The sequence below is a fragment of the Amphritea sp. HPY genome (assembly GCF_050870985.1).
GTDB lineage: Bacteria > Pseudomonadota > Gammaproteobacteria > Pseudomonadales > Balneatricaceae > Amphritea.
In genome coordinates this window covers 2,045,126-2,062,684 of the sequence record NZ_CP194015.1, presented here as the reverse complement: position 1 = coordinate 2,062,684, position 17,559 = coordinate 2,045,126, and the positions used below count along the sequence as shown (strand labels likewise).

Sequence of the window (17,559 nt, the reverse complement as noted above, 5' to 3'; positions counted from 1 at the left end):
CTCACCGTGGCTGATATTGGTTACATTATTTCCAGTCGAAACTGGGCAATTTTATTAATCTCTGTTACTGCTCTGGCAAACTCCTGCTCCGGGCTGTTGTGGATTCGCTCCTCAAACGCGGCCAGGATCAGGTGACGATTACTGCCTTTCACTGCCATGATGAAAGGGAAGTTGAATTTGGCTTTATAGGCATCATTGAGCTGCGTAAAACGGGCAAACTCTTGTGCGTTACAATCGCTGATACCGGCTCCTGACTGCTCTGAAGTAGAGGAATCGGTCAGCTCTCCGGCGATTGCTGCTTTACCCGCGAGATCCGGGTGGGCATTTATCAGATCAAGTTGTGCCTGTTTTTCAGCACCCAGCATAATTGCAGCCATACGTTGTTGCAGGCATGTAATCTCGTCGTGGCTGGAATCGATACCCTGATCGTAGGCTTGCTCAGCGACCCAGGCCGAGTGCTCATAGATATCGCCGAAGGTTTGAACAAAACTTTCCCGGTTCATCTGGCTCGGGGTGCAGGATTTAAAATAGTTTTTGCTCATCGGGATGTCTCCGGGTTGTATGGGTGGTTCTCATGCCAGTGCTTTGCTATATCGACGCGACGGGTGAACCAGACCTGTTCGTGGCTTTTGGCGTAGGCAATAAAACGTTCTAATGCTGCGATCCGGGCCGGGCGTCCGATCAGTCGACAGTGCAGACCGATAGACAGCATCTTCGGAGCATCAGCGCCTTCTGCATATAAGGTGTCAAAACTGTCTTTCAGATACTGATAAAATTGCTCGCCACTATTGAAACCCTGCTGTGTGGCAAAACGCATGTCATTGGTATCCAGTGTATAAGGGATTACCAGATGACCTGTGCCGTTGTTATCGACCCAGTAGGGCAGGTCGTCATCGTAGGCATCGGAGTCGTACAGGAAACCGCCTTCTTCCATCACCAGATTTCGGGTGTTGGGGCTGTTGCGACCGGTATACCAACCGTCCGGACGGTTGCCGGTAACCTGAGTGATGATTTCGATCGCTTTGTTCAGGTGTTCACGTTCTTCCGCTTCGCTGGTGTACTGATAGTCGATCCAGCGATAGCCATGGCTGCAGATCTCGTGGCCGGCTGCTGCCATCGCCCGGGCGACTTCAGGATGACGTTCAACGGCCATTGCAACAGCAAAGATCGTCAGTGGGATTTCATATTTGTTGAACAGTTTCAGAAGACGCCATACACCAGCGCGGCTGCCATATTCATAGCATGATTCCATGCTCATGTTACGCACACCAGACAGCGACTGCGCGCCAGGCATTTCAGACAGGAAGGCTTCAGATTCATTATCGCCGTGAAGAATGCAGCGCTCACCACCTTCTTCGTAGTTAAGTACGAAAGATATAGCAATACGTGCCTGGTCTGGCCAACGAGGGTGTGGTGGGTTATTGCCGTATCCGATCAGATCGCGTGGATAGTCATTGCTCACGGGTCGACTCCTTAGGGTGCAGAGAAAATCAAAGTATTCTTTAATGATGGTATAAATATAAACATTAACTCCACTCATTGTATACAATAAATATCACAAAATGCAAAAAAAACTTGTCTCGCGGGTCAGGTTTTGTGTGTTTATGTTAGGCTCTCTGCTTATGTGAGTGACTTTTTGCCGGGTTTGCATATGGATTTAGAGCTGGTTTAGCTAATTTTGGCTGATAATGTATACAAAAGTATAAATTATTGTTGATGTGTTTTCGGTTTCTGCTCTATAGTGGTCATATCTAATGGCTGCTGGCCCGTTGTTAAATTGCCGGGCCGGCTAATACTAACAATACTCAGGAGAGTGCTTCAGGCACTGTAATAAATTTATGGGTTATTTAACTACGCATGTGCTGGACTCCGCCCACGGTTGTCCGGGTAACGATATTCCGGTCGCACTCTACCGAATTGGTACTGAGCGGGAGCTGATCACTACCGTCAATACCAATGATGATGGTCGCTGTGATCAACCGGTTTTGGAAGGCAGTGATTTTACCAAAGGTGTTTATGAGCTGGTGTTCAGTGTGGGCGCCTATTATCGCAAGCGTGGCGTTGAGCTGCCTGAACCGGCATTTCTCGATGAGGTCGTGTTGCGCTTTGGTGTCGCCGATGAAGGTGAGCACTATCATGTACCCCTGTTAATTTCCCCGTACAGCTATTCGACTTATCGGGGCAGCTAAGTAGCTAGCATTGCTATCAAATGTAAAAAAGCCGCCAGGTCTGACCTGGCGGCTTTTTTTATAGCCATCGTTGTGGATTGATAGTATCGGCTGAGGGCTATCTGTCCGATCAGAGGTAACTGTTTTTGACTATTTAAGAATCACCGCAGTACCGGCACTGACGAACAGTCCCGCACTGAAACGGTTAAAAGTCTGCATGTGACGACCTTTGCGTAATACCGGCGCTAACAGGCGGGCACTGGTACCGTAGGCCAGTTTGCAGCACAGATCGAGGACGCACCAGCTAGCGGTCATGACCAGTAATTGGGTGCCTAAAGCCGTTTCAGGATTAATAAACTGAGGCAGAAAAGCGACAAAAAACAGGATGTCTTTGGGGTTGCTGATACCCAGGGTAAATGCGCGCAAGAACATAGGAGCAAAGCTGACCGAAGGTACTGAGGTGTCTTGTTGCGGTTTCGCTGCCTGGCGGGCGTCTTTCCATGTCATAAAGCCAAGGTAGATAAGATAAGCTGCGCCGGCATAGCGTATAAAGCTGAATAGATCTTCAGAGGCCAGCAGCAGGGCGCCGAGCCCGGATGCGGAAGCGATCAGCAGGATAAGGGAGGCACTGACTCCACCAATGAATGCCGGCGTGCTGCGCAGCAAGCCATGGTTAAGGCTGTTGGCTACCATCAGCAGGGACAGTGGGCCTGGAATCAGTATTACCAGCAGGGAAGCAGAACAAAATAGTAGCCAGGTATCCAGGGTCATAGTCGTACTCCATAATTTACAGAAGAGGGCCCTCAAAGGAGGGGTATACAGGAAAGGCTACAGGAAGACCTGTCGCCAAAGAAAAGCAGGGATTGTATGGGTTGTTATATTACAATTGTATACAAAAAAGTCAAGCTTTAGCTTGGTTGCTGAAAGTTGAAAATCCGCTTATGAATCATACTGTTGATCTAAGTTGCTACAAGTCTATAGCAGGGTAACAACTAGATTTACTATAATAAGTGAGTATTAACGGAGTGGTTCGGGCAGTGCTGTGTACAAAATACAGGCTTTTATGTACTATTTGTCTATATTATTAGCGTGCCCATGTCTGAAGCAGGTTCGTTGTTGAAGCACGCACTATTTGTTCTGTACAGCTATGTAGATAGTAGAGTCTATGAATCAAACATTACACGCGATTGCACCTGAAAAAGGCCGCAAAAATAAGAGCACTCAAGATGATGTCGTTTATGCGCATATCTTTGATGCAATCCTTGAGCAGCGACTTGCTCCCGGAACTAAGCTCAATGAAGAGTCCCTCGGTGAAATCTTTGGCGTAAGCCGCACCATCATCCGACGCGCACTGTCCCGTTTGGGGCATGAGCAGGTTGTGGTGTTGCGGCCCAACCGGGGGGCTGTTGTTGCCAGTCCAACGATTGAAGAAGCACGTCAGATCGTATTTGCCCGCCGGATCGTCGAAAAGGCGGTTACCGAGCTGGTGATCGATAATGCTGAAGATAGTCAGATCGATAAGCTAAACCAATTGGTGCTGGAAGAGCAGGAGTGTTTTTCCCGCGGTGATCGCGGTGCCGGGATTCGCTTATCCGGTGAGTTTCACCTGCAGATGGCCGAGATGGCGGACAATCCGCCACTACTGAGCTTTCAGCGTAGCCTGGTGTCCCAGTGTTCGCTTATTATTGCCCAGTTCGAGAGCGGTGCTAAATCCCATTGTTCCTATGACGAGCACTTCGAACTGATCGATGCAATCAAGAAACGGGATAAGAGTAAAGCGGTGCGTTTGATGATGCATCATCTGGATCATGTCGAGAAAAAACTGAGTCTGGATGATGATAATGCCTCCGATGATCTGAAGGCTGTGTTTTCAAATGTTCGGGGCAAAAAGTAGGCCAGTAGACGCTTCTGCTTTGCTTAAAAAGGAAAACAAAAAAAACGCCCATCAGGGCGTTTTTTTGTTTATGGGGTCTGCGAAAACGACGCCTCAGTCGCGAAGGTAGACCGAGCGGCCTGCCGCGAAGGTCTCTTGTACGGCCCGGTCATCACCCAGCGTCATCATTACAAACAGGCGCTCTTCAAGGGTTTTGGCCTGAGCCATGCGATAGCCCATCAATGGTGTGGAGTTGTAGTCCAGCACAGTAAAGTCAGCCTCTGTTCCAGGCTCCAGGTTGCCGACTTTATCTTCAAGTTTGAGTGCCCGGGCACCACCTAAAGTAGCCAGATACAGTGACTTAAACGGGTTCAGTTTCTCGCCCTGTAACTGCATTACTTTATAGGCTTCATTAATGGTTTGCAGAATCGAGAAGCTGGTGCCTGCGCCAACATCGGTACCTAAACCCACTTTGATTTTATGCGCTTCCATCTTTGGCAGGTCGAACAGACCGCTACCCAGGAACAGGTTGGAGGTCGGGCAGAAGGCGATAGCTGAATCGGTTTCTGCCAGTCGCTTGCACTCGTCGTCACAGAGATGGATGCCGTGGGCAAATACTGAACGCTCACTCAGCAGGTTGTGATGATCATAGACGTCCAGGTAGCCATTCTGTTCCGGGAACAGTTCCTTGACCCACTCGACCTCTTGTTTGTTTTCCGACAGGTGCGTATGCATATACAGACCTTCATATTCCCCCAGCAGCTTACCTGCGGCAGCCAGCTGTTCGCTGGTACTGGTCGGTGCAAAACGCGGCGTTACCGCATAATGCAGCCGGCCTTTGCCGTGCCAGCGTTCGATCAGAGCTTTACTGTCCTGGTAGCTGCTTTCAGGGGTGTCGGTCAGGGTTTCAGGCGCATTGCGGTCCATCATTACTTTGCCGGCGATCATTCGCAGGTCGCGTTGTTCTGCGGCCTCAAAGAACGCATCGACGGATTGTGGATGTACTGTGCCAAAGACCAGAGCAGTAGTCGTGCCGTTACGCAGCAGTTCGGTGAGGAAAATATCGGCCACTTCATCGGCGTGCTTTTTGTCTTCAAAGCGGTGTTCTGCCGGGAAGGTGTAGTTCTCCAGCCAGTCCAGCAGTTGCTCGCCGTAAGAGGCGATCATACCGGTCTGGGGGTAGTGGATATGAGTATCAATGAATCCCGGGGTGATCAGCGCGTCCGTATACTGCTTTACCGGCACGTCGGCTGGCAGATCTTTTAGCAGATTGCTGGCCTCGCCCAACGCTGTTATCTGGCCGTTTTCTACGACCATCAGACCGTCTTCAAAATAGCGATAACTGGCTTCAATCCCAACTTCAGCGGGATCGCCAATACTGTCCAGGATAGCTGCGCGGTAAGCTTGAATCGTTTGCTTAGGCTGTGTCATGTGGTTTTTGTCTCGTTTTTTTCAATGGGGCGCGACGGGCTAAATCGCCAGGCGTTCTACGATAGTGGTTTCCTGAGGCGGCGTTTGCTGTTCGCAGCCGAACGCAGCGTTGTACTGTGCGATAACTTCACCGGCGACAGATACTGCGATCTCAGCGGGTAGCTTGCCTTTAACTTCCGGGATGCCCATCGGGCATGTCATCCGCTCTATCTGGTCCTCGACAAAGCCTTTAGCTTTAAGTCGATGGATAAACTTGTTGCGCTTAGTCAGCGAGCCAATCAGGCCGAAGTAAGAGAAATCATTACGCTCTAATATCGCTTCGGTCAGCTCCTGATCCAACTGGTGGTTATGGGTCATAACGATAAAGTAGCTGTTTGCCGGTAGGTTCTCGACCTCATCTACCGGAAATTCGTTAACTATCTTGTTAACGCCTTCCGGAATGGTGTCGGGGAACTCATCTTCCCTGGCATCTATCCAGTGTATCTTGCAGGGCAGGCTGGCCAGGATCGGAGCCAGCGCACGGCCGACATGACCGGCACCGAACAGAGCTATCTGTACAGTGCCGGTACCCATCGGTTCGAATAACAACGTGGTGGCGCCGCCACAGCACTGGCCCAGGCTTGCACCCAGGGAAAAGCGTTCCAGCCGGGGCTGGGTTTGACCTTCTTCCAACAGCTTGCGGGCGATCTTGATCGCCTTGTATTCCAGATGACCGCCGCCGATAGTGTCAAACTGCTGGTCATCGCTGACCACCATTTTGGCACCGGCGTTGCGCGGCGTAGAACCGCGCTCGTCGACCACTGTAATCATGACTGCCGGAACGCCGTCGGCTTCCAGTTTGGCTAATGCCTTAATCCACTTTGTATTCATATCCGTTCCCGTTGTTATCTTTATAGTTCAGGGAGTTGTTATCAGACGACTTACCGCTTTAGACAGTTTCTAAAGCGGATTCGTTTTGCGCTGCGCTGCTGTGCTGTTGTTGTACTGATTGTACAGCCCATAGCACACGTTCCGGTGTCGCAGGCGCATCAATTGCCGGGCTGACACGGTAGTCGGCCAGACTGGCAATCGCATCCTTGATGGCGCAGAACACTGAGATACCCAGCATGAATGGCGGCTCACCTACGGCTTTAGAGTTAAATACTGTATCTTCCGGATTTTTCCGGTTTTCAACCAGTTTCACCCTGAAGTCGATCGGCATGTCGGCTACCGCAGGAATCTTGTAGCTGGCAGGGCCGGATGTCATCAGGCGGCCCTGATCATTCCAGACCAGTTCTTCCGAAGTCAGCCAGCCAGCACCCTGAACAAAGGCGCCTTCTACCTGGCCTATATCGAGAGCAGGGTTAAGCGATGCGCCAACATCGTGCAGCACATCGGCACGCAGGATCTTGTACTCACCCGTTAAAGTATCGATTACAACTTCGCTGCAAGCTGCGCCGTAAGCGTAGTAGTAGAACGGGCGGCCACGCGCCTGATCACGGTCGTAGTAGATCTTCGGTGTGCGGTAGAAACCGGTACTGGACAGAGAGATCTGGTTGAAATAAGCCAGTTCAATAAATTCGGCAAACGGCATCACCTGATCACGGATCACCAGGTGGTTGTTGCGGAATACAACATCCTCGTCGGTGACGTTGAAGTACCGTGCGGCAAATTCAACCAGGCGTTGCTTAATGGTCTGGGCTGCATTCTGAGCGGCTTTACCGTTCAGGTCAGCGCCGGAGGATGCCGCTGTCGGTGAAGTGTTAGGTACCTTGTCTGTATCCGTTGCAGTGATGTGAATCGTATCAAAATCCACCTGGAACTCTTCGGCAACGATCTGGGCAACCTTAGTATTCAGGCCCTGGCCCATCTCGGTACCACCGTGGTTCAGGTGGATACTGCCATCGGTGTAGATATGAATCAGTGCACCGGCCTGGTTAAGGAAGGTCGCAGTGAATGAGATACCAAACTTAACCGGCGTCATCGCCAGGCCTTTTTTCAGGATCGGACTGCTGGCATTGAATGCCTTGATCTCTTCCCGGCGTTTCTGGTACTCGCTGCTTTCTTCAAGCTCAGCGATCAGTTCAGGCAGGACATTATCCTCGACCTTCTGATAGTAGTGGGTGGTATCGCGGCCTTCTTCGCCGTAAAAGTTGGCTTTACGAACATCCAGCGGATCTTTACCCAGGCTGCGTGCAATATCGTCCAGGATGATTTCCGGCATGATCAGGCCCTGGGGGCCGCCGAAGCCACGGTATGCCGTGTTGGATGCGATATTGGTCTTGCAGCGATAGCCGGTAATAGTGGCATCGCCCAGGTAGTAGCTGTTATCACTGTGGAACATCGCCCGGTCAATGATGGAGTTGGACAGGTCCGGGGAGTAACCGCAGTCGCCGGCCAGTTTCATTTCGCAGCCGGTAATACGACCGTTATCATCATAACCGACTTCGTACTGGTTGAAGAACGGATGACGTTTACCGGTCATCATCATATCTTCCATCCGCGGCAGACGCATTTTGGTAGGGCGTCCGGTGTGGTGGGCAATAACTGCAGCAATACAGGCCGGGCCTGCTGCCTGGGTCTCTTTGCCACCGAAGCCGCCGCCCATACGACGCATATCGATCTGAATCTTATTGAACGAGACGCCAAGTACTTCAGCGACCAGCTTTTGTACTTCGGTCGGGTTCTGGCTTGATACGTAGACGATCATGCCACTGTCTTCGGTAGGCACTACGGAAGCGATCTGAGTTTCCAGATAGAAGTGTTCCTGGCCACCGATATGCACGCTGCCTTTTACTTTATGCAGGGCGTTTGCAAGGGCGGTTTGCGAATCGCCACGTTGGTGGGTATGCGGCTCGCTGACGAAATGTTCTTTTTCCAGTGCTTCTTCGACAGAGATGATCGCTTCAAGGTCTTCGTATTCGACAATAGCCGCCATCGCCGCTTTGCGGGCGGTTTCAAGGTCGTTGGCTGCAACTGCTAATACTGGCTGGCCAAAAAACTCAACTTTGCCGTCGGCCAGCAAAGGGTCTCCGGGCAGTACCGCACCGATATCCAGTTGTCCTGGTACATCTTTAGCGGTGATTGCAATGGCAACCCCCGGGAAATCGTAGCAAGGGGAAACGTCCAGCTTAGTAATGCGGGCATGGGCACGTTCCGACATGCGGGCATAGACATGCAGCTGGTTAGGAAACTCCAGACGGTCATCGATATAAACCGCTTCGCCGCTGACCTGTTTTGCCGCGCTCTCATGTTTAACGCTGCGACCAACACCGGTTTGCAGATCCTGCTTTACCAGTTCCAGCATCTCTTCGTGGGTTTTTTTATTATTCTGATGGTTAGACATAAGCGGTTACCCGTGTTTCAACTTGTGGGGATTCAATCTCGACAAAATAGCGGGTCAGCATGTTTGTCGCGGTTAAAAGCCGGTATTCCTTCGACGCTCTGAAATCTGAAATTGGACTGAAGTCCTGCTTCAGGGCTTCTTTAGCGCGGTTGATGGTATCCATATTCCAGTCAGCGCCGGTCAGAACAGCTTCACAATGCTTGGCGCGCATCGGAATAGCGGCCATGCCGCCAAAGGCAACTTTGGCGCTGGCAATCTGACCGTCCTGGATATCAAGGTTAAAGCAACCCAGTACCGCTGAGATATCATCGTCGATTCGCTTAGAGATCTTGTAGCTGCGGAACTCGCCGTTATCTTTGGCACGAGGCACAATGACCTTTTCGATAAACTCGGCTTCTTCCTGATCAGTCACTTTATAATCGATAAAGTAGTCTTTCAGCGCGATAGTGCGATTCTGGTCGCCTTTACGCAGTACCAGCTGAGCATCAAGAGCGATCAGCGCCGGTGGTGAATCACCGATCGGAGAGGCGTTACCGATGTTACCGCCCAGGGTGCCCTGGTTACGGATCTGCAACGAAGCAAAACGGTGCAGCAGCGCGCCAAAGTCCGGATAGTCGCTGTTCAGTGCCTTATAGCAGTCGGTCAAAGGTGCGCCGGCACCCAGCTCGATGCGGTCATCAAACACTTCGACCTGTTTCATTTCGGCAATGTCACCGACATAGATCAGGGTTTCAATTTCGCGGTGGAACTGGGTTACTTCCAGCGCCAGATCGGTACCGCCGGCAACAAGGCGAGCGCCCGGGTTCTGGCTATACAGCTCGGTCAGCTCATTAAGCGTACGCGGGTTAAAGGCGCGTTTGCTGCCGTCACTCAGTTCAGGTTGTTGTTCCTGTTTAGTCTGGATTGCACGCAGCTTAGCGATAGTCTGCTCTTGCTGCTGGTCGAAGCTGTCTGGCGTGACATCGTCATACATAGCTTCAGTCGCTTCAACGATAGGACGGTAGCCGGTGCAGCGACAGAGGTTGCCCGCCAGCGCTTCATGAATCTCTTCTTTCTCCGGATTGCCAACATTCTTACCCAGGGCAAACATGGACATGACAAAGCCCGGCGTACAGAAGCCGCACTGGCTACCGTGGCAGTCGACCATAGATTGCTGTGCCGGGTGAAGCTTATCGCCCTGTTTCAGATCTTCGACAGTGATCAGTTGCTTGCCGTTCAGGGCAGAGATAAAGGTGAGGCAGGAGTTGATGCTTTTGTATTGAATACTGTCACCGACTAATTCACCCAGTACGACGGTGCAGGCACCGCAGTCGCCTGAAGCGCAGCCTTCTTTAGTACCGGTCTTACCGATATGGGAGCGCAGGTAATTTAGAACTGTCATGTTGGGATCGATACTTTGTTCAACCCGCAATTCCTGATTAACTAAGAAGCTGATCAAGGCAGACCTCCTTTTTTATAGTTGTATTTGTCATGGCATTTAAATGGTATACATCGATTAAAGTAAAAGCTGACTCCTAAGTCAAGTTTTTAATCAGTACATATATTCAGGATGCTCTCAGAGCTTACTACCAATACAAAGACGCTGAGATGGCATTTTCCAGCCAATATCACCGGTTTGAGGGCTTATAGTGAAACGAATTGGGTGATTCTTATCAGTTATCAGGCCATTTTTATTGTATACATAGATGAATTGTTTTTGTACTCACGGCTTTTTCTCATAATGTGAAAATTATTAGTGCCCAGATACTGGCTTCCAATTAGCTTGTATATCTGTGCCGCCATGTAAAGCCGGGCTGGCTGTATTGTGGAATGAGTCTAAGCTATCTACAGTGAACTGATTCGGGGGGCTGAAATGAATATAAGTGAGCTAAGGTCAATCAACCGCGCGCAGGATCTGCTGGCGGTTAATTTTATTGAATCGGGCCATAGCCCTTTGGTTATTGAGATAGAGTATCGGAACGAGCGCAAAGGGCTTTCAAAGGCGCTGATGAAACATGATGATGGTGCCATGATTACGCTGGAGAATATCGCTCAGGCGTATGACTTGTGTCGTGATAGTGGCATTCATAAGGCCAATCTGGTTCAGGTAGAAACCGATGACGAAGCTAGCTCATCGGGTGCTCTTGAATACCACCGGGTGACTATGCCTCTGGTATTCTGATGGGCAGGGGCTGATTGCTATATTGCTGTCGGAAGCTACTTTGCGGCTAACAGAAAGGGCCAAAGCGAAAGACTGTATTGTAGTTCTTTCACTTCGGCCCTTTTTATATGCTTTTTTTGCGCGTATTGAGTTTGGCGCTATCTGTATTGAGGAAATTTACTGAGTATTGGCGCCAGCCTGAATCGCGGTCAGTGCGATAGTAAAGACAATGTCGTCGACCAGCGCGCCGCGGGACAGATCGTTAACCGGCTTTCGCATGCCCTGCAGCATAGGTCCGATACTGATTACATCCGCGCTACGTTGTACCGCTTTATATGTCGTGTTGCCGGTATTCAGATCCGGGAAGACAAACACGGTGGCCTGGCCGGCGACGGAGCTGTCAGGAGCTTTCGACTTAGCGACGCTCTCCATAACGGCTGCATCGTATTGCAGTGGGCCATCGATCAGCAGGTCGGGGCGTTTTTCCTTTGCGATACGCGTTGCGGTCCGGACTTTATCGACATCTGCGCCTTGTCCTGATGCGCCGGTTGAGTAGCTGATCATTGCTACCCTGGGTGGAATGCCAAAGGCGGCGGCAGAATCTGCTGACTGGATCGCAATGTCGGCCAGAGCTTCTGCATCCGGATCAGGGTTGATAGCGCAGTCACCGTATACTAATACCTGTTCCGGCATGCACATGAAGAACACGGAAGAGACAAGGTTTGAATCCGGGGCGGTTTTGATCAGCTGCAGTGGCGGCCGGATCGTATTTGCGGTGGTGTGCACTGCGCCACTGACCAGGCCGTCGACATGGTCCATCTCCAGCATCAGTGTCGCCAGTACTACGCTGTCCTGAAGCTGCTCTTCGGCGATGATTTCGGTCATCCCCTTATGCTTACGCAGCTCGACTAAGCGAGGAATATAGTCACTGCGGATCAGGTCCGGATCGCGGATTTCGACGCCTTCGCCGAGCAGGATGCCCTGGTTTTTCGCTACCCGGTTGATCTCTTTAGTATTACCCAGCAGGACGCAGCGGGCGATACCCCGTTCGGCGCAAATTGCGGCTGCTTTTACAGTGCGAGGTTCGTCGCCTTCCGGCAGGACAATAACCTTGTCGGCTTTACGGGCGCGCTTAATCAACTGGTAACGGAATGCCGGCGGTGACAGGCGGCGCTGGTAGCTGCTATCAACGAGGGTGGCAAGCCACTCGCGATCAATATGGGCCGCGGTGGCTTCTTTAATATCCCGGATACGGGGGTGGTCATCGGACCGGGTTTCCTGGCTCAGTTGAGACATGGCGATCGCTGTTTGCCAGCTGTCCTGGGTCACGCTGAGAATCGGCAGGCCGGTTTCGCAGGCGCCGGCGCAGAGTTTCAGTACTGCAGTAGAGGGCTTGAAGCCGCCGGTAAGCACCAGGGCTGCCAGTTCAACGCCATTCACGGCGGCCATACAGGCTGCGATGATCATGTCGTCCCTGTCACCGGGGGTGAATACCAGCGTACCGGGCCGGAACTCGTGGACGGCATTGGCAACGGTGCGGGCGCACATTGTGATCCGGGTGGCCCTGCGGTTATCGATATCTCCGGTGTTGATCAGGCTGGCACTGAGATAATCGGCGATATCCCTGACTCGCGGGATAATCAGGTCCCGGTTCCACGGGATGCAGCCCAGCAGCTTGAAGTTATTATTGAAAATACTGCTGTGCTCACGGATAACCTCTTCGGTCAGGCTGTGGGTGACCGCATTACCGGCGCCAAGGAAAGGTTGCATATAACCATCCCGGTCAACCGGCGCTCCCAGTTTACTGAGAATACAGCCCAGCAGTTTTTTGCTCTTCACGCCCCCGTAAGCGCGAGCGGTGATATCTATGTGGTCCTGCAGAGCTTCGATGCTATCGGTACCCGGAGAGGCGACCAGTACCACCTGGGCATCCAGCGCTTTTGCGATCTCTTTATTGATACGGGTCGAGTAGGGCTGGCTTTCGGTATGCACCATCCCCTCGATGATGACGACCTCATTGTCTGCCGGCAGGCTCTGCTCGTAACGGGCCACAATCTGCTCCAGCAGCTGATCACCTTTATCCTGGCTGACCAGATGTTCGGCATCACGGATTGGAACCGGCTCAGCAATAGGGGAGGTGCAGTCGTTTTCCAGCATGGTCACAGAACTGTCTTGGTTCTGACCGCCATTGCCGCTTTGCGCGATAGGCTTAAAAAAATGGACTTTTATGCCCTGACGATTCATCGCCTGGAACAATCCTAAAACGGCAGTAGTAAGACCCGCGCCAACACCCGTTGGGGCGAGTAGTAATGCTTGTGACATCAGAGTTCCTTGTTCAGCCCGGTACTTTTGAGGGCTACAGGTTCAGTTTAGAAAAGATTTAAGGAACCAGAATTTACTGTTTTTATATAACTGGTGTATGGCCCGGCGAAGCGCTGTGTCGTTATATCCGCAGGCTATGCGGTAATTCTAAGCAGTTTATATGACCATTTATAGTTTTGTTGTTCGCTTTCTTGTATCGCAGTCGTTATTTATTGATCCCCGGCAAATGTTTTACTACTACAGCCTTGACGCAAAAGGTCTGACCAGCGGGTGCATCCCCTGAAAGTGGCAATTAGCCGGCTCCCCATATCGGGGCATAGTGCTGTGGCCCGCTCTCTCTGATACTAAAAAGAAAATGGAGAGGACAGAGGATGAGTCGGAAACTGATTTTTACTGTTAACCCGGGCGCAACGTCGACCAAGTGTGCGCTGTTTGAGATGACCGATACCGGCGTGCAGCCGTATCTCGATGTCACAATAGAGCATCTGGATTCTGAGCTGGCCGATTTTGCCGGTATCCCGGATCAGCTGGAGTATCGCTATCAGCTAGTGGATACGTTTCTTACCAACGGCCTGACTGCCGATGATCAGATTGTGGTTTGTGCTGGGCGGGGCGGCATGCTGACGCCGGTACCCAGTGGTGCAATTAAAGTGAATATGGAGCTGGTCGTCTTTTCGCTGCAGACTCCGGTGTATCAGCATGCCAGTAATCTTGGCGCTCCCTTAGCCTATAAGGTTGGCCAGCAATTCGGCGTTGATGCTTATATTGTCGATCCGGTCTGTGTCGATGAATTTGCGCCGGTGGCCCGTTTGTCCGGTAGTCCTGATTTTAACCGTTTCAGTTTTGTACATGCGCTAAATACCCGGGCGACCGCTAAGCATGTTGCCAGGCAGCAGGATAAAGCGTTCGACGAGATGAATTTCGTCGTCGCCCACCTGGGAGGTGGTTTCTCTATCTCTTGTATTAAGCAGGGGCGGATTGTTGATAACGATAATCGCATGGAAGGGGGCGCGTTTACCCCGGAACGCGCGGGCGGAGTGCCACCGATCCCGCTGATCGATGCCTGTTTTTCCGGGCAGTTTACTCAGGCTGAATTGAAAAAGAAATTATACGGCGAGGGTGGGCTCTATGCCTATCTTGGCTGCCGTGATCTGCGTGATGTCGAGAAGATGATCGTCGCTGGTGATGCGCCAGCGCGATTGGTGTATGACGCGATGGTTTACCAGATTAAGAAGTCTATGGCGGCGATGGCCTCGGTGGTCGATTTTGAGGTTGATGCTTTCATCCTGACCGGCGGGCTGGCGTTCAGTGAGCGGCTGACCGGTGATCTGACTCCGGCTCTGGAAAAAATTGCTCCGGTCTATCTGTTTCCGGGCAGTAACGAAAATGAATCGCTCGCTGAAACTGCGGCGCAGGTATTCAAGGGGCAGGCCGGTTCATTGAACTGGCCGGTAAAGGCGGTCGATAGTGGCCTGGATGAGGGGGTGTGGTAATGGCGATCAGAAATTTCAGCGAGCTGAAGCAGGCGGCCTTAGCGACTGACCCGATTACTATAGCCGTGGCGTCGGCAGAGAAAGAGGAGGTTTTGCTCAGCGTTGCAGCGGCCCGCGAAGAGGGGCTGATCAATCGGGCGATACTGACCGGTGATAGTGAAAAAATTGCGCAGCTGGCGGACCAGTTGAAGCTCGATTGCAGTAGCTTTGATATACGTGAGGCAGTTGACTATACCGCAGCGGCGACGCAGGCCGTGCAGGCGGTAAGTGCCGGGGAGGCAGATGTCCTGGTAAAAGGAGCGCTGGATTCTTCGTACTATTTCAGGGCGATTCTGAACCGGGAGTGGGGCTTGCGGGCGTCAACAGTGCTATCAAATGTGACGGTATTTGAGCTGGCCTCCTACCATAAGCTGTTAACGATCACCGATAACGCCATTATCCTCAATCCGGATCTGGAGCAGAAGCGGGCGATCATCGAGAATACCCGGCCGCTGTTCAGGGCTTTAGGTGTGGCGCAAGCCAAGGTTGGCATTGTCGCAGCAATAGAGAAAGAGAACCCGGCGATGCCGGCGACAGTCGATGCCGTTACCCTGCGCAATGATAATAGGGCTGGGCAGCAGCAGGGCTTTATGATCGATGGTCCGTTCGGTTATGACGCTTGTATCTGTAATGACTCGGCGCGTAAGAAAGGAATTACTGACTCAGAAGTTTGCGGCGATCCGGACCTGTTGCTGATGCCCAATATGGAGGCCGCCAACATCCTGGGTAAAGCCTATAAATACCATGGCGGTGCCGATTCCGGAGGCCTGGTATTGGGGGCGAAAGTTCCTGTAGTGCTTAATTCCCGGTCCGATTCTGCCGGTCGGCGTCTGAATTCCATGTTACTGGCCAAGATGATGGTCTCAGTGGCTTCATGAAAATATTTATTATTCCCTGTTAAATCAAACGCTTACATTTGTCTTTCTATTGTTGTTTTTAGCCAATCCCCCTATCAGGGTATACCTGTAAGAAGGCTGGAGAACAATAATAGACGCAATGTGAGTGACTAGCTTAAAACCGCTCTGTAACCCGTATAAGCGGTCCCAGATAAGGAGTTGATATGAAAGTACTTGTCGCGGTAAAGCGCGTAATTGATTACAACGTCAAAGTCCGTGTTAAGTCTGATTGCTCAGATGTGGATCTGGCCAACACCAAGATGGCCCTGAACCCGTTCTGCGAGATCGCGGTAGAAGAAGCGATCCGACTGAAAGAGAAAGGCCTGGCGACTGAAGTAGTAGTCGTTTCTGTTGGTGCTAAAGAGTGCCAGGAGCAGATCCGTACCGCGCTGGCGCTGGGTGCTGATCGCGGTATCCAGATTGCAACCGACGCCGCTACTGATTCCTTGTCCGTTGCCAAATTGCTGAATGCGATTGTCGATGAAGAACAGCCTCAGCTGGTTATTCTGGGTAAGCAGTCGATCGATTCCGACAATAACCAGACCGGTCAGATGCTGGCTGCGTTGTCAGGTATGCCACAGGCTACTTTTGCTTCTGAAGTGAATATAGCTGAAGGCACTGTTGCAGTGACCCGTGAAGTTGATGGCGGTCTGCAGACTCTGGAACTGACTCTGCCTGCAGTGGTAACCACCGACCTGCGTCTGAACGAGCCGCGTTACGCCTCCCTGCCGAACATTATGAAAGCCAAACGTAAGCCTCTGGCGGTGAAAACCCCGCAAGAGCTTGGCGTTGCACTGAAGAACAACATCAAGACCCTGAAAGTTGAGCCACCTGCTGAGCGTCAGGGCGGCATTATTGTCGCGTCTGTCGATGAACTGGTCGATAAACTGAAAAACGAAGCAAAAGTGCTGACAAATAGTTAATACAAGGGGCGATTTGATGACAACTCTGGTAATTGCGGAACACGATAATGCTGAGCTGAAACCGGTCACTCTGAATGTTGTTCAGGCCGCGGCGCAGATTGGTGGTGATATTGAAGTGCTGGTGGCCGGTAGCGGCTGTCAGGCGGTAGCCGATGCGGCAGCGAAGGTCGCTGGCGTGAGCAAGGTACTGTTGGCTGATAATGAGATCTACAGCCATCAGCTGGCAGAGAATATGTCACTGCTGGTGACCGGTCTGTCTGCGAACTATAGCCATATCCTGGCGCCTGCCACAACGACGGGTAAGAACTTTATGCCCCGCGTAGCGGCGCTGCTGGATGTGGCTCAGGTATCCGACATTATCGCGGTCGATAATGAAAATACCTTTAAGCGACCAATCTATGCCGGTAACGCCATCGCGACTGTGCAGAGCGAAGAGCCAAAGCATGTGATTACCGTGCGCGGTACCGGTTTTGAGGCGGTCCCTGCTGAAGGCGGATCCGCGGCGGTTGAAGCGATTGGCTTTGCTGAAAATGCCGGCATCTCTAAGCATGTCTCCGACGAATTGGCGGTCTCTGATCGTCCTGAGCTGACTGCTGCCAAGGTGATAATCTCTGGTGGTCGTGGCATGGGTAACGGTGGCAACTTTAAGTTGCTGGATGGTATTGCAGACAAGCTGGGTGCGGCTGTTGGTGCATCCCGAGCTGCGGTTGATGCGGGTTTTGTACCGAACGATATGCAGGTCGGTCAGACCGGTAAGATCGTTGCGCCTGAACTGTATATCGCTGTCGGTATCTCCGGTGCAATCCAGCATCTGGCAGGTATGAAAGACTCCAAAGTGATTGTCGCGATCAATAAAGATGAAGAAGCGCCGATCTTCTCGGTCGCAGATTACGGTCTGGTTGCGGACCTGTTCGAAGCGCTACCGGAATTCGAGTCCAAAATTTAAATT

The 17,559-nt window shown here is 51.7% G+C and carries 15 protein-coding genes; 7 read left to right on the top strand and 8 right to left on the bottom strand.

What is annotated here, in order from left to right; translation table 11 throughout:
* Positions 1-20: 20 nt before the first annotated feature.
* Both uraD and puuE read right to left on the bottom strand, forming a co-directional pair.
* Positions 21-542: a 2-oxo-4-hydroxy-4-carboxy-5-ureidoimidazoline decarboxylase gene (uraD, locus tag ACQUQM_RS09365; protein WP_432474211.1), complete on the bottom strand. Its 522-nt coding sequence runs from the start codon at positions 540-542 to the stop codon at positions 21-23.
* A complete protein-coding gene (puuE, locus tag ACQUQM_RS09360) occupies positions 539-1,462 on the bottom strand; it encodes an allantoinase PuuE (protein WP_432474210.1) in 924 nt (307 codons plus the stop codon). Before puuE ends, uraD begins: the two co-directional genes overlap by 4 nt.
* 376 nt (positions 1,463-1,838) lie before the next feature.
* Between puuE and uraH the strand changes: the two genes are divergently transcribed.
* Positions 1,839-2,189, top strand: a complete 351-nt coding sequence (uraH, locus tag ACQUQM_RS09355) for a hydroxyisourate hydrolase (protein ID WP_432474209.1) — start codon at positions 1,839-1,841, stop codon at positions 2,187-2,189.
* Positions 2,190-2,318: 129 nt separating this feature from the next.
* On the opposite strand, the gene ACQUQM_RS09350 is transcribed toward uraH, so the two are convergent.
* Positions 2,319-2,939: a LysE family translocator gene (locus tag ACQUQM_RS09350; protein WP_432474208.1), complete on the bottom strand. Its 621-nt coding sequence runs from the start codon at positions 2,937-2,939 to the stop codon at positions 2,319-2,321.
* 394 nt (positions 2,940-3,333) lie between these two features.
* On the opposite strand from ACQUQM_RS09350, the gene ACQUQM_RS09345 reads away from it, so the two are divergent.
* The gene (locus ACQUQM_RS09345; RefSeq protein ID WP_432474207.1) at positions 3,334-4,062 is read left to right on the top strand and encodes a GntR family transcriptional regulator; all 729 of its coding nucleotides are present in this window, start codon (positions 3,334-3,336) and stop codon (positions 4,060-4,062) included.
* A gap of 93 nt (positions 4,063-4,155) precedes the next feature.
* Here ACQUQM_RS09345 and guaD read toward each other — a convergent pair whose 3' ends face one another.
* The 4 genes from guaD to xdhA are packed head-to-tail and all read right to left on the bottom strand — an operon-like array spanning position 4,156 to position 10,235.
* A complete protein-coding gene (gene guaD, locus ACQUQM_RS09340) occupies positions 4,156-5,472 on the bottom strand; it encodes a guanine deaminase (RefSeq protein ID WP_432474206.1) in 1,317 nt (438 codons plus the stop codon).
* Between the two features lie 39 nt (positions 5,473-5,511).
* Complete coding sequence (xdhC, locus tag ACQUQM_RS09335; RefSeq protein WP_432474205.1) at positions 5,512-6,342, bottom strand: xanthine dehydrogenase accessory protein XdhC; 831 nt, start codon at positions 6,340-6,342, stop codon at positions 5,512-5,514.
* A 58-nt stretch (positions 6,343-6,400) separates the two neighbouring features.
* On the bottom strand, positions 6,401-8,797 hold the full coding sequence (gene xdhB / locus ACQUQM_RS09330) for a xanthine dehydrogenase molybdopterin binding subunit (protein WP_432474204.1): 2,397 nt from the start codon (positions 8,795-8,797) through the stop codon (positions 6,401-6,403).
* Complete coding sequence (gene xdhA / locus ACQUQM_RS09325; protein ID WP_432474203.1) at positions 8,790-10,235, bottom strand: xanthine dehydrogenase small subunit; 1,446 nt, start codon at positions 10,233-10,235, stop codon at positions 8,790-8,792. Before xdhA ends, xdhB begins: the two co-directional genes overlap by 8 nt.
* Positions 10,236-10,649: 414 nt before the next feature.
* On the opposite strand from xdhA, the gene ACQUQM_RS09320 reads away from it, so the two are divergent.
* Complete coding sequence (locus tag ACQUQM_RS09320) at positions 10,650-10,958, top strand: hypothetical protein (RefSeq protein WP_432474202.1); 309 nt, start codon at positions 10,650-10,652, stop codon at positions 10,956-10,958.
* Between the two features lie 156 nt (positions 10,959-11,114).
* Here ACQUQM_RS09320 and pta read toward each other — a convergent pair whose 3' ends face one another.
* Positions 11,115-13,259 carry a phosphate acetyltransferase gene (gene pta / locus ACQUQM_RS09315; protein WP_432474201.1) on the bottom strand — a complete coding sequence of 715 codons (2,145 nt, stop codon included), beginning with the start codon at positions 13,257-13,259 and terminating at the stop codon, positions 11,115-11,117.
* Positions 13,260-13,630: 371 nt separating this feature from the next.
* Between pta and buk the strand changes: the two genes are divergently transcribed.
* The 4 genes from buk to ACQUQM_RS09295 all read left to right on the top strand — a co-directional run bounded on the left by buk (position 13,631) and on the right by ACQUQM_RS09295 (position 17,556).
* On the top strand, positions 13,631-14,752 hold the full coding sequence (gene buk / locus ACQUQM_RS09310) for a butyrate kinase (protein WP_432474200.1): 1,122 nt from the start codon (positions 13,631-13,633) through the stop codon (positions 14,750-14,752).
* The gene (locus ACQUQM_RS09305) at positions 14,752-15,669 is read left to right on the top strand and encodes a phosphate acyltransferase (RefSeq protein ID WP_432474199.1); all 918 of its coding nucleotides are present in this window, start codon (positions 14,752-14,754) and stop codon (positions 15,667-15,669) included. The genes buk and ACQUQM_RS09305 overlap by 1 nt, the downstream gene beginning before the upstream one ends.
* Positions 15,670-15,851: 182 nt before the next feature.
* Positions 15,852-16,610 (top strand): electron transfer flavoprotein subunit beta/FixA family protein, encoded by a 759-nt coding sequence (locus ACQUQM_RS09300; protein WP_432474198.1) that lies wholly within the window; start codon positions 15,852-15,854, stop codon positions 16,608-16,610.
* A gap of 16 nt (positions 16,611-16,626) precedes the next feature.
* Positions 16,627-17,556 (top strand): electron transfer flavoprotein subunit alpha/FixB family protein, encoded by a 930-nt coding sequence (locus tag ACQUQM_RS09295; RefSeq protein WP_432474197.1) that lies wholly within the window; start codon positions 16,627-16,629, stop codon positions 17,554-17,556.
* Positions 17,557-17,559 lie beyond the last annotated feature (3 nt).

Excerpts from the sequence above, each read along its gene's own strand:
- uraD (WP_432474211.1), bottom strand. The coding sequence starts at position 542 with ATGAGCAAAAACTATTTTAAATCCTGCACCCCGAGCCAGATGAACCGG.
- uraH (WP_432474209.1), top strand. The coding sequence starts at position 1,839 with ATGGGTTATTTAACTACGCATGTGCTGGACTCCGCCCACGGTTGTCCG.
- ACQUQM_RS09350 (WP_432474208.1), bottom strand. The coding sequence starts at position 2,939 with ATGACCCTGGATACCTGGCTACTATTTTGTTCTGCTTCCCTGCTGGTA.
- ACQUQM_RS09345 (WP_432474207.1), top strand. The coding sequence starts at position 3,334 with ATGAATCAAACATTACACGCGATTGCACCTGAAAAAGGCCGCAAAAAT.
- guaD (WP_432474206.1), bottom strand. The coding sequence starts at position 5,472 with ATGACACAGCCTAAGCAAACGATTCAAGCTTACCGCGCAGCTATCCTG.
- xdhC (WP_432474205.1), bottom strand. The coding sequence starts at position 6,342 with ATGAATACAAAGTGGATTAAGGCATTAGCCAAACTGGAAGCCGACGGC.
- xdhB (WP_432474204.1), bottom strand. The coding sequence starts at position 8,797 with ATGTCTAACCATCAGAATAATAAAAAAACCCACGAAGAGATGCTGGAA.
- ACQUQM_RS09320 (WP_432474202.1), top strand. The coding sequence starts at position 10,650 with ATGAATATAAGTGAGCTAAGGTCAATCAACCGCGCGCAGGATCTGCTG.
- pta (WP_432474201.1), bottom strand. The coding sequence starts at position 13,259 with ATGTCACAAGCATTACTACTCGCCCCAACGGGTGTTGGCGCGGGTCTT.
- buk (WP_432474200.1), top strand. The coding sequence starts at position 13,631 with ATGAGTCGGAAACTGATTTTTACTGTTAACCCGGGCGCAACGTCGACC.
- ACQUQM_RS09305 (WP_432474199.1), top strand. The coding sequence starts at position 14,752 with ATGGCGATCAGAAATTTCAGCGAGCTGAAGCAGGCGGCCTTAGCGACT.
- ACQUQM_RS09300 (WP_432474198.1), top strand. The coding sequence starts at position 15,852 with ATGAAAGTACTTGTCGCGGTAAAGCGCGTAATTGATTACAACGTCAAA.
- ACQUQM_RS09295 (WP_432474197.1), top strand. The coding sequence starts at position 16,627 with ATGACAACTCTGGTAATTGCGGAACACGATAATGCTGAGCTGAAACCG.